Source organism: Peribacillus sedimenti (assembly GCF_046237635.1).
GTDB lineage: Bacteria > Bacillota > Bacilli > Bacillales > DSM-1321 > Peribacillus > Peribacillus sedimenti.
This window is the reverse complement of sequence record NZ_CP143547.1, coordinates 2,729,423-2,741,284: the sequence shown is the minus strand read 5'-3', so window position 1 is coordinate 2,741,284 and position 11,862 is coordinate 2,729,423. Positions and strand designations below refer to the sequence as shown.

Sequence of the window (11,862 nt, the reverse complement as noted above, 5' to 3'; positions counted from 1 at the left end):
ATAATATTTCTAGGTGAAGGCGGAATATGTAAATGAGTAAAAATGAAAGTATTACTGTAGGTGGGCTGGATTTTCAATGGGATTTGGAAAAGGGTCAATTTATGTTTGAAGGACAGGATGCTGTTTTGTTCTGGATATCAAGTGCTATGCGGACCTTCTTCGATACCATTGAGGAAATATCAGGAGATGAAGCATCCAACCTGGTGTTCGAAACGACTGGTTTCAGGCAGGGTCTGGTAGTAGGTGAATATTTTCAAAAAATCAAGGATGTTACTGTGGCCGAGGCAGCGGAATTGATTACAAATACATATGCATCGGCAGGCTGGGGTAAAACCACCATAGTGAACCTGGACTTTGAAACCAAGTCACTTACTGCACATATAAAAGATAGCTGGGAACATAAAATCAATGTGGCACAGGGGAAAAAACAGGGCGGCAATTATCTACCTGCCCATTATGCAGGTATTTTTACAGGTTTGTTTGGCACGAATGTTTGGTATAAAGTCGAGCAATATCAAGTAGAAGGCCATGACCATAGTGTGATTCATTATTTCCCTTCTGATGTTTCGGTTTCAAACAATATTCACGAACTTGCGAGGAAAAAGGAATCCGAACAGATTCAGCATTTAGAAACAATAGTTGCAGAAAAGACGAGGGAATTAAAGGAGCTAATAAAACAGCTTTCTTCACCAATTATCCCCGTGCTAGAGGGAATCGTAGTGGTGCCTCTTCTAGGAAAATACGACGAAGAACGTTCTGAAGAGCTTGTAGTGAAAACGTTGAATAATTTGCCGTCACATAAGGCAAGCTATCTTGTCCTTGACCTGACCGGACTTGATAAGGATATCAGTGAACATACTGCCAGCCTTATTGAGAAAATAGGTTCCGCAACTGCACTTATTGGTACGCAAACCATCCTGGTAGGTATTTCTGCCGAACTCAGCATTATAATATCCCAATCAAGCATTAATCTGTCTAAATTTGATTGCTTCCAAACCCTCCAGCATGGGATACACTTTGCATTAGGACAATTAGGCAGAAGAATTATATAGTATTAAGTATAACCTGCCAATTCCAATGCTCAATTTGCATCCTCCTATTATGGATGATTGGCAATAAGGGGAGAGATTTTGTATGCATATAAATAAGGAATTATATCAGTTTTTTTTAGAAAGGACCTGGAAATTGACGGAGGATTGGTATCGCCATTTAGACAAGAGCGATCCATCAGGGGTTTATTCTTCTACAGATCCAGTGATTATCGAAAACTTAAAAAAACAAAATCATGAATTCCATAAACAATTTTGCCAGGTTTTCATTAAGGAAGAGTCAGCCTTTTTTAAGGAGTTTGAAGATTGGATTGTTATGGTGGCTAAAGATGAACAGCATCTTAACACTCCATTGCACTATATTTTGAGGGAATTCCTTGCGACGCAAGATCAGTATTTGGATTTGATCACTGAATTTGTGATGGAACATACAGATGAATATACAAAAAGAGAAGCGACATCATGGTATAGAATCGCAACAAAAACATTCGGCAACATCCTCGTCTGGTTTACCGAGCAACATGTAAAGCATTCACAGGACAGGCTGAAGGCTCAGCAGGAACTGATTGTAGAGTTGAGTTCGCCTGTCATTTCTTTGAATAAGGATATTGCACTGCTGCCGCTTGTCGGGGATATCGATACGACTAGGGCTAAATTTATGCTAGAGAATACACTAGAACAGTGTGCAAGGCTTGGGGTTAGCCAGTTATTTTTAGATTTATCAGGCGTTGTCATGATCGATACTATGGTAGCACATCAAATTTTCCAACTAATCGAGGCATTGAGTTTGATTGGAGTTAAAACAACCCTTTCCGGGCTAAGGCCGGAAATTGCTCAGACAGCTGTCCAGCTTGGATTATCTTTTGAAGGTATGTCCGTCCAGTCTACTCTATCGAGAGCTCTCAGTTCATCAAAATTAATGATGTAGCAACCCAATACTGTTCTTTGCAGGCAGGAGATTTATTGTGTAAGTAAGGCCAGGAATGATTTCCTGGTCTTATTTATGTAAATGCTGTCGTATCGTGCTGAAAAGCAGACTGGCTGATTCAAGCATGACTGTTAATGGTTTATAGTGAATCTGACTCATAATGTAAACAACCTGGAAAACGAATACGAGATGTCTAAAAACCACACTATTCAACCAGTTATTTCTTGTATTATTTAACTGCCAAACTCGGCAAGCTAAAGTCGTAACATGATAAGGAGGTGGAGAGATGGAGCAAGGTAGCGAAAAAAATAACGGGACAAAAGCAGAAGTTTATAATAGAAATGATTTAAATCAAGTACATGCTGAACATAAGACAGTGACAGATCGTTTGGGAGAAGAAATGATTAATGGAGACAATTTGAAGGGAAGAGCCGGTGGCCGTGTAGAATAATGGATGTCAAGAAAGCTGTTTAGCTGTCTTTTAAAAAGAATAGATGGTGACCCCAGTTTAAGTCGGGTAATCTAGTCTAAAATATCACCCGACTTAACGACTTAGATTTTCCATATACAAAACACTGATTAAAACTATGTAAATGCCTTAATTAATGCCCCTTTAAAACAATTCCCGCTAATAAACAGCATTGTCTATCTTACTGATGAAACTTGGAGATAATCCTCAAGGGCTTGCTGAAGGGTGGCTTTCGTCTCTGCTTTCTTATCAAAAGTCAGACCAAGCCTTGTGATACTTCTTACGATTTCGGGGCGTAAACCTGTAATGACAGAATTGCAGCCCATCATGTTGGCTCCATCAGTAATCTTCATTAAATGATTGATTACCTGAGTCTCCATCTTCGCAATGCCAGACAGGTCCATGATGAGTGTGTGAATACGGAGCCGGCTGATTTCCATCAAAACTTTCTCTTCAATAGTATTCGACCTGTATATATCAATGTCTCCAATCAACGGAAGCACACATACTTTATGGGTGATGGGGATGATTGGGACAGATAAATCCTCCACAAGCGCCCTCTGTGATTCAATGAGCTTGTCTTTATAAGCTGAATAACTTAAGAATAAGTTATTTAGAAATTTGTCAATCCCATCATTCACTTTCTTTTCCATTTCAAAAAAATTGTCGGAATCCAGCGGTTGAATTTTTTCTTGATCCAGTTTTCGAAGGAAAAACCATAGAGTTCTGCGAATAGCTTGTACCCATTCCAGTTTAAAAGAAAGTGTTAAATTATGGGCCGCCCATGATACGCCTTCTACCTTAGCGAATTCTTCCACAGCCTCCTCTTGTTCACTCAGAACATACATGACCAATTGATGAGCGTTATTTAAAAGGTCAATATTTCCTACCAGTAAAATATCATTAATCCTATCTCGGACATTAATTGCTTCAGATAATAGCTTATCCTGAAATTCCTGTCTATGATTCACGAAATAATCCATATATTTTTTTTCAAGCTTCATAGTGTTCTGAATTCTCTCCTGTCATGTGAAATTTTGGATTTCCTGTCATATTATTGTAACAATTTTTATTATAAAAGGACTATGATTTGCAACTCAAAACCCAATGTTTTTTAGTTTAAGATTGCATTTATTCTGTTTACATACTAATTCGAGGAAACATGGATACTATAGAAAAACGAGAGAGGGAACAATATGCCAATGTGTCCGTTATGCAATGCCTTTAAAGAAATGGATATGAACTGTCAAAACTGTGGGGCAAAATTAAATGATGCAGGAAAGGTGTCTGATTTTTTAGACCCGTATGGGCATTACAATGACGATGCCACAGTAAAGATGGGAGATGGTTATGCTAACACTTCAAGAGGAGGGATCTGTCCGCATTTAATGGCCTGCAATGATTGCGGCCATGACCAAGTTATTTTCATCAATGAAGAATGATTGAGAAGGGAAGTCTCTATGGCAGGTTTACCTATCCTGCCGGCCACTGTTCCTTTTACTAAAGGATAATGAAAAAAGCACCTATCAAGAAGTAGGTGCCATTACACGGACAGCAACTGGAAGTTCGATGGTTACCTCAGTCCCTTTATTAATTTCACTTTCAAATGAAATTTTGCCGTTATGTGATTCAACTATTTTCGTTGTAACTGTCAGCCCTAAGCCAGTCCCTTTTTCCTTGGAGGAATAAAAAGGTTCTCCTAAATGCTTCATCCTTTCTGTTTCGATTCCAATCCCATTATCACAAATCTTGATTAATATGGAGCTGTCCTGAAATTCAAAACTGATATTGATCAAATTTGCTTCCGCTTCTATGGAGTTTTTAATTATGTTAATAAAGACCTGTTTTAACTGGTTTGGTTCACACAGTATGGCAGGCATGGGTGGAGGAGAATCAATCGAGATTTCAGATCCAAAAAGATTCGCCTGAGACTCCAGAAGTGTTTTTACATCAGTGACCAAGTGTAAAATATCGAATTCCCTAAATTTGACCTGCTGCGGTTTAGCCAGCACCAGCAATTCACCGACAATATGATTGATCCTGTCCAATTCATCTAACATTATATTGAAATACTGGCCGTTTCTTGTATCCTGGCCCTGGAGCAATTGAACGAAACCTTTTAATGCTGTAAGAGGATTTCTGATCTCGTGTGCTACACTTGCCGCCAGTTCTCCAACTACTGACAGTTTCTCCGTCTTCCGCAGCCGTTCTTCTGTTTCCCTAATGGATGTTACATCCTTCGTATATCCAATTACTCCTACAACTTTATCATCAATAATCATCGGCACTGAAGTACAATACAGCAGAACGGATCCGCCATCCTTGGTTACAAACCTGACGTCCCCGTTGTATACACTCTTTTTTTGATGAATGACATGGTAAAAGGCTTCAGTTAGCTCTGTTCTATATTTGTCGATCTCATATACTTTATTAGCCACAGGTGTTCCCAACAGATCCTCCCGGGAGAAACCGAGAAGCTCTTCAAATTTCGGATTAATATTAGTTATGATCCCATTTAAATCAATCATATATATAGGATCAGGATTATACTCAAACAGAGAGCGATATTGCTGCTGACTTTCTGATAGTCTTTTCTCTGCTTTGATCCTTTCCGTTATGTCTCTTCCTATTACTACCAATGCCTTTCTGGAACCATCCTGGTGAAAGAGGGGAACCTTTATCGTGTCAAAGGTTTTAGAGCCTCCATCCGGCAATGGAATAACTTCCTCGCAGCGCGAAATGAATCCCTTTACCCATGTCTCTTCATCTGATATTTCACAATATCTTAATGCATCTCCATAAAAATCCGAATACTGAGCAAGTTCGGAATCTTTTTTTCCTTTATAATCGACTCCTTCGAGTTGAAAAAGCTCCAGTCCAAACTGATTAGATTCAAGCCAGCGCCCCTCGCCATCTTTAAAATTCACAAAATCTACCATGGAGTTGATTAAGGTCGAAAGCTTTTGTTCATCCTTCAATGTCTGATGGTACACTTTCTTCTTCATTAAATAGTAATAATAGCACCATCCCAGAATCACAATGTACGCAATACCCAGTGTTCTTTGGATATTTACAAATAATCCGTCGTCATGTAGCCAGTCTTCAAGTGCAAAGTTGGTTATATAAATCCATGTTATCCCCAATAGGGAATATAAAATCATCTGCTTATTTTTTTGCATATGTTTCTCCCTTTACAAACTATCAAGCACATACGTACTAAATCTTAATAGAAAGGAATAAAAAAATCCATAGCTAACTTCAATTGATTTTTCTATCCAGATCTAATTTCAGCAATTTGAATAAGAAAAAGGAGAAGTTTCCTTAGGAGGTGATGAAGACAAATCAAATATATAGGACTGGTAAATATAAAGAATTATCGTTCTAAACAGTAATCAGTTGTTTTAACTTCCTGATTCCATTATTTTTAACCGAGCTGTAAATGCAGTGATTAATGCGAGAGATTTAAATAATGGATATAGAGTGTGAATATGTAGAACAGAAGGTGAAGGCAAAGTCAGCGTCTGCCAAAATCAGCGTAATAAACTTTTCGCATATTCTGCTCTGTCTCTATATTATTTTTAAATGTAGATATTGTTTGTTGAAGCAGCAGCTGTTTCAACTTTTTTTGCCTTACCGGACCGACACCTGGCAGATGTTCAAGTAGATGCACCTTATAAATTTTTTCCTTTTTATAGTATCGAATCCTGCCATTTCCCTTTGTATCTATCTTTCCGAAAGTCAAAATAAAAGTGAAATGCTGTTCGTAAAAGGATGAGAGGTCTGGAAGTCCCAAGTTTTCATAAATGTCTGGCAGGATATGAAAAACAGGACGGTCCAAAAATGTAATTGATTTAACATTCATCTCTAAATCAACCTTTCTTACCAAAAAGTAACCTCTCTCCGTAATTTTTACAATTTTGTGGTGCCCTAGTCTTTGAATTAAACGAAATTTATAGACATAGTAATTATGGATTATAAATGTTAATGATTCAGATTTCCTTTGGAATCCAAAAAGAAAACAGCTGTATACTGAGCTGTTTGGAGGGGGGAATCTTATTTACTTTCGGTTGCTTTTTTAACTATGCGGGGTTAATAGTAGGTGTATATAGAAAAGATGTTATGCCTAAAGGGCGTTATAACGTGTATCATCACTCGACTTGTAAAGACCAATGTAAATTACAATCTGAAAGGAAGCACCTTCGGTTTAAAATGACTAACCTTCTCTTCTTGCACAATCTGATATATTACTTTGATTACAGCAAGTTTATTTGGTGTTATACATGGTTCAATAAGATTATATTGATACGATTTGGTATTGTACAATTGTCCTAGAAAGTTTATAGCTTGATCTTTCGATTTAAAATGAACAGCATCCATGAAATTCTTTGTTAAATAAATGGAACCTTCAAACAGGTAAGGTGCTCGTATATATTGGCCTTGGCATGCAATCACAAAAGTTGTCGCTTCTTTTTTCATCCTGTGGCTAATCATTCCTCTCTTGACCGTTTGCACGTTCATCATATTTATGAAATCTTAATATTTATCCGACCATATGTATGACCATAATCTATTTGTTTTATGGAAAAATACACATATATACTTGAAATTAAAAAAAGTCACTTAGAAAAGTGACAGATTAGGGGGAAAATTACTTTATATTTCTACCCTCATATTCTATTTTCAAAACAGGAAAATTCTTCTTGTAATTAGCCTGCTTTGTTTCTATTTTCACCATCTTTTTTTATGATTGAAATCCTCCGTTTAGGGTATTTAATGAATAGAATTCTAGCAAAAGGAGATCTTCATCATGACAAAAAGAGTAATTGGGTTATACGAAACAGAGACAGAGGCCTTGAAAGCAGTCAAGGATTTACAAAGCCAGGGCTATAGTATTGAAGAAATATCCGTAATAGCAAAAAATATTGACGGTCTTGGCCCGAATGCAGATAAAGTAGCACCAAGAGATCAAGATGGAATCGTCGCAGGGGCAGCAGTTGGCGGGGCAATTGGATTGGCAGGCCTTTTCCTGGGAATAAGTGCTCTCGCCATTCCCGGAGTAGGTCCAATTCTAGCAGCAGGCCCTATTTTTTCAACACTTGGCGGGGCAGTAGCAGGGGCCGCAACAAATGCTGGCGGATTAGTAGGTGCATTAAAGGATATGGGTTTAGAGGATGAAGAAGCACGGCAATATGAGTCGGATGTTACGAATGGAAAAATACTTGTAATGGTCTCAAAATAACATAAATATTCTTTTGGATAGCCTGTTTGCCTGAAAAAGGATGAACAGGCTGTTCTTTTTTAAGGAATCTTATATAGGTTCGCATTTGTTTAATGACAGGAACCATAGGGAAAATAAGAACATCAGGATTTACAAGGAGGAAAATGACCGGTGGAAAATCAGGAGCTACGTAAAGTTGAAAAAACGGAGCAGCAGGATCACAACAACATCAATAAAAGCAGTAATCGCAGTAAATTATTAAAAGGTGTTTTAATTGGAAGTGCCATTGGAGGAGCCGCAACTGCCATTTTCGATTCTACCACTAGAAGGAAAGTAAAATCTGCTGCTGTTGGTCTTAAAAACAATTCCGTTGATATGTTCAAACATGCAAAAAAGAATCCGAGAGAATTTAAGGAACTGGTGGCTGATAGTGTGGATGATGCCTCAGAAGCGATGAAAGGTGCAGTTTCTGATGTTCAGGATTTGAACGAAAATATCCAACGCAATGCTTCAAATATGAGTCGTTAACATATATTTATAGTGGAGCTGTCAAATTTGGCGGCTCTTTATTTTTTTACGGATTATACCGGTGAACTTTCCAATACAAAAATGTTCGTCAAATAATGTCTCAGTCTTGTGACCATGAAAAGAAACTGGGCTTCATACGAAGCAAGTATTTCTATGAATAAATACCTTGAAGTTACATGATCCTTCCTTACATTTTACCAGCCAATCCATAATATTTTGCTTTCTTCCCATCAGCAACACGCAGGCAGGCAATGAAAAATGGGTCATAGTAGCTAAGGATTTAGTTGCAGATGTCAAAAAACCTAACTTAAAGTCAGAAAATTCTTTTGCGTCTTTGTTGAATCCTAATGCGGCATTTGTTATATATTAAGTGTAAGGAGGGGATCTGGATGCTTATAGATTCATGTATTAATTGCGGCAAACAATTGCCTGTCTGGCCGAAGCGCTTTTTGTGTACCTTGTGCTGCGACTTAAGAGAGGAGCAATTCGATTTCGATTCTTACGATGGACCTGAAGTAAATGAAAATCCCCCACATTACGGTTAGTATCTGTACAGACTTTTTGCATGGATTCCAGTGTAATTCTAAAGGAGGGTTTATCTAATGGGTAAAAAAGCAGTACACCGACGCAGAAAGATCAAACGCCTACTTCGACAAGAATTAAAAAGAATGGACAATCACGCGAGAAAGCCTGAACCGGTCTTTGGAATGATAAAAGAGAAGGCTAGCATATAGCTGGACTTTTAATTGGATAGCTATACTATGTCAGTTATCCGTAGTACGCGGTATGTAATGCTTCTTTTTTGAGGAAATCTCCGGAAATAGGACAGAAAATGCAAAGGTAAAATAATGATCTACATTCGCCATTTATGTACAAGAAGAACTCTGAGGGTTCTTCTTTTTTGTTTTCTGGATACGTTGCCTTATAACATATTTGTATAGTATTAAGTGTATTCTAAAGGTACAGTAAACACAGCTATAGCACTTTCAGGAGGAGTTAATAGATGTGAAGATCATCAGCTTTATTGTCATAATTATATTCATTGCATTGCCAGCACATGTTAAAGCGCAAGACCAGCAAAATATTTACTCAATACAGATCGATCTATGGAAGAATGAACTTATCGTTATGAAAAATAATCATAAATTCGGCACGTTTCCCATAGCGCCAGGACGTGATAATTCACCTACTCCAATAGGGACCTATAAGGTCGTAGAAAAATCAAAGTCATGGGGAGGAGGATTTGGCACAAGATGGCTGGGGTTAAATGTTCCTTGGGGGAAATACGGCATGCATGGAACGAACAAACCCAAACTCATTGGTAAAAAAGTTAGCGGCGGGTGTATCAGAATGCGGAATCAAGATGTTGAATCTTTGTATGAAATTATACCTGAAGGCACAGTGGTGAGAATTGGTGGTCCTGTCACGGGTTTTGGCCAAGGTGAATTAAAGAACATATCTCTAGGTTCTAAAGGAAATCTCGTCCTTATTGTACAATCGAGGTTAAAAGCCATGGGGATCTATAATGGCTCCATTAATGGCATATATGATATACATACAAAAATGGCTGTTGAGAAATTGCAAAAGGCTTATTCCCTGCCGTTGACGGGTGGTATATCCATACGTGAATATCGAATTCTTGGATTATTGGAATAACCAGGTGTCATCTGGGTAAAATAACCATCAGCATTTAGCTTTCAATAACAGAATGAAAGGTTTGGCAGCTCTTCTTTATCATTACTTTCTCGAAATTGTGAGTTGTATCGGACATCACTAAAAGATAGACATTATTATTGGAAAACTCCATTTTGACTGTTTCTTATATATTTTGCTTGCTTCCAAGTCCATATTAAGGCAATCATTTTACGCATAATGATTTTTTGTTTTCCATAATGCCAGGAAAGGTGCAAATGCTGCGGACCATTTTTAAGAACTGATTTACGTTATGAATCAGAAAGCACAAACCATCAGCTATTTTGCCAAGTGAAACACCTCGTAAATGATTACGCTTGTGCTTTTTCCCACTTTTCCGTTACTATTACTTTAGTGAACTATGAATGTTGGATTTTTTTGGAGGATTAGTCAATGAGTTTTGAATTACAGTCGTTGGGAAATATGATAATACAAAAAAAGTATGAAATTGCCAGAGAAGTACACAATAATCGCCTGGCAGGTATTCCTATGACCCAGGAACAGCAGCGCCAATTAGAACAAGTTGAAGCGGATTTACTTAATACCCGTGCAAACTTTATCAGTTTATTTGGTGAGGCATTGGTTAATTATATGGACAAAGATGGCGCTGTTGAGAAAATAGAAAAATGGGGAAGAGATACAGGCAATTATTTTTATAGCCTGGGGGTCACTTTGGATGAAGCCTTAAAAGATTCGTCCTTTTATAGAGAATATCTGTGGAAAGCAATCCAAAAGGAAGCTTCGGCAAATAATCTTTCAGTATCTACCATTTTTGAGGCTATTTTTATCATAGATCCTCTTTTAGATAAAGCAGTATATTATTTTAGTCTTAGCTTCGTAAATTCCTTTCAGACATCTCTTGAAAATGCTAAAAGTACTTTTCTTGAGTTATCAGTCCCTGTAGTCCCGCTAGTACCCGGAGTAGGGGTACTGCCGCTTATAGGGAATATTGACACAGAGAGAGCTCGGTTATTGATGGAAGAAACATTGAAACAGGCAGGAAAATTAAAGCTGAGCCACCTGGTATTGGATCTATCCGGTGTTTTAATTGTTGATACGATGGTTGCGGATCAGTTGTTCAAGGTAATTGATGCGCTGTCCTTAATCGGTGTTAAAACAATAATTACAGGTATTCGCCCGGAAGTTGCTCAAACAATGGTAAGCCTGGGGCTGAAATTGGATAATATCACAGTAAAAGCAAATCTTTATCAGGCGTTTAATGAAATAACATTGATTAAAAACCTTTAAAACTTAGGATATTGCTCTTGATTAAGCCAGCCTATAAGGCTGGCTTTTTTTTGATAACTGAATATCCTTCAGTCGAACTATACAATCAGGATGCGATCATCGCTGATCTCAGGAAAAATAACTGAGATCCTTTTACAATGAGGTATGCTGGATAATCAGACACTAAATATTTTTATTCCGCAACGAGTACCATAATTTGTAGGTCTTACTTAACCATTGTTTGGGTTGAAAGCAAAGGCTTGGATCCGCGATGCAATTGCCGGTACACCTGGTCATTGAACACCGGAAAACCAAAAGCACTGCAGAAACGATCCTACTGAATTAATGCTTGAACAATTCATTCTGTTTTTCCAAACTCATGACAAAAATAAAGTAAGCTTTAATTTCATAAAGAATAATATTTGTATTTTGCTGAAATGCAGAGTATTACATATTCAGAAGTAAATATAATCACTTAGGTAACAAATACGTTCAGCATTTAATATGTTGTTCCCATGGAATTTACTGTCTGAAAAGTTTGTTCAGTTGCCGATTCTAAGATGATATTGGCTCCTCCTACGCCAAATACCGTGATAGCCACTCATGCTATCCCCACTAAAAAAGAACTAAGTTCTGACACACGTAGATAATACCCGCCTCGCTTAAAAAACAAACCTGGAAGGCTTTTTCCAAAAATATCGGAAAATACAGAAAATATGTTTGCGAAAAATAGTTATTTCTTCTATTAAAA

At 37.6% G+C, this 11,862-nt stretch carries 12 protein-coding genes; 8 read left to right on the top strand and 4 right to left on the bottom strand.

Annotation, left to right across the window (positions count from 1 at the left end; translation table 11 throughout):
• Window positions 1-32 precede the first annotated feature (32 nt).
• The 3 genes from V1500_RS13565 to V1500_RS13555 all read left to right on the top strand — a co-directional run bounded on the left by V1500_RS13565 (window position 33) and on the right by V1500_RS13555 (window position 2,428).
• Window positions 33-1,052, top strand: a complete 1,020-nt coding sequence (locus V1500_RS13565) for an STAS domain-containing protein (protein WP_409299962.1) — start codon at window positions 33-35, stop codon at window positions 1,050-1,052.
• Between the two features lie 82 nt (window positions 1,053-1,134).
• Window positions 1,135-1,977 carry an STAS domain-containing protein gene (locus tag V1500_RS13560; RefSeq protein WP_409299960.1) on the top strand — a complete coding sequence of 281 codons (843 nt, stop codon included), beginning with the start codon at window positions 1,135-1,137 and terminating at the stop codon, window positions 1,975-1,977.
• 286 nt (window positions 1,978-2,263) lie between these two features.
• Entirely contained in the window at window positions 2,264-2,428 is a 165-nt protein-coding gene (locus V1500_RS13555; protein WP_409299959.1) for a hypothetical protein, read from the top strand.
• A 194-nt stretch (window positions 2,429-2,622) separates the two neighbouring features.
• Here V1500_RS13555 and V1500_RS13550 read toward each other — a convergent pair whose 3' ends face one another.
• Window positions 2,623-3,462, bottom strand: a complete 840-nt coding sequence (locus V1500_RS13550; RefSeq protein WP_409305990.1) for an STAS domain-containing protein — start codon at window positions 3,460-3,462, stop codon at window positions 2,623-2,625.
• Between the two features lie 180 nt (window positions 3,463-3,642).
• Between V1500_RS13550 and V1500_RS13545 the strand changes: the two genes are divergently transcribed.
• Window positions 3,643-3,888, top strand: coding sequence for a hypothetical protein (locus tag V1500_RS13545; RefSeq protein WP_409299957.1), 246 nt, complete (start codon window positions 3,643-3,645; stop codon window positions 3,886-3,888).
• 84 nt (window positions 3,889-3,972) lie between these two features.
• Here V1500_RS13545 and V1500_RS13540 read toward each other — a convergent pair whose 3' ends face one another.
• The 3 genes from V1500_RS13540 to V1500_RS13530 all read right to left on the bottom strand — a co-directional run bounded on the left by V1500_RS13540 (window position 3,973) and on the right by V1500_RS13530 (window position 6,967).
• Window positions 3,973-5,625 carry a PAS domain S-box protein gene (locus V1500_RS13540; protein ID WP_409299955.1) on the bottom strand — a complete coding sequence of 551 codons (1,653 nt, stop codon included), beginning with the start codon at window positions 5,623-5,625 and terminating at the stop codon, window positions 3,973-3,975.
• Between the two features lie 335 nt (window positions 5,626-5,960).
• Entirely contained in the window at window positions 5,961-6,332 is a 372-nt protein-coding gene (locus V1500_RS13535) for a hypothetical protein (protein WP_409299953.1), read from the bottom strand.
• Window positions 6,333-6,622: 290 nt separating this feature from the next.
• Complete coding sequence (locus tag V1500_RS13530; RefSeq protein ID WP_409299951.1) at window positions 6,623-6,967, bottom strand: hypothetical protein; 345 nt, start codon at window positions 6,965-6,967, stop codon at window positions 6,623-6,625.
• Window positions 6,968-7,253: 286 nt separating this feature from the next.
• Here V1500_RS13530 and V1500_RS13525 point away from each other — a divergent pair, with 286 nt between their 5' ends.
• The 4 genes from V1500_RS13525 (at window position 7,254) to V1500_RS13510 (ending at window position 11,132) form a co-directional block, all read left to right on the top strand.
• A complete protein-coding gene (locus V1500_RS13525; protein ID WP_409299950.1) occupies window positions 7,254-7,685 on the top strand; it encodes a general stress protein in 432 nt (143 codons plus the stop codon).
• Between the two features lie 150 nt (window positions 7,686-7,835).
• A complete protein-coding gene (locus V1500_RS13520; protein WP_409299948.1) occupies window positions 7,836-8,192 on the top strand; it encodes a YtxH domain-containing protein in 357 nt (118 codons plus the stop codon).
• A gap of 1,005 nt (window positions 8,193-9,197) precedes the next feature.
• Window positions 9,198-9,848, top strand: coding sequence for a L,D-transpeptidase family protein (locus V1500_RS13515; protein WP_409299947.1), 651 nt, complete (start codon window positions 9,198-9,200; stop codon window positions 9,846-9,848).
• Window positions 9,849-10,277: 429 nt separating this feature from the next.
• Window positions 10,278-11,132, top strand: a complete 855-nt coding sequence (locus V1500_RS13510; RefSeq protein WP_409299945.1) for an STAS domain-containing protein — start codon at window positions 10,278-10,280, stop codon at window positions 11,130-11,132.
• Window positions 11,133-11,862: the final 730 nt, after the last annotated feature.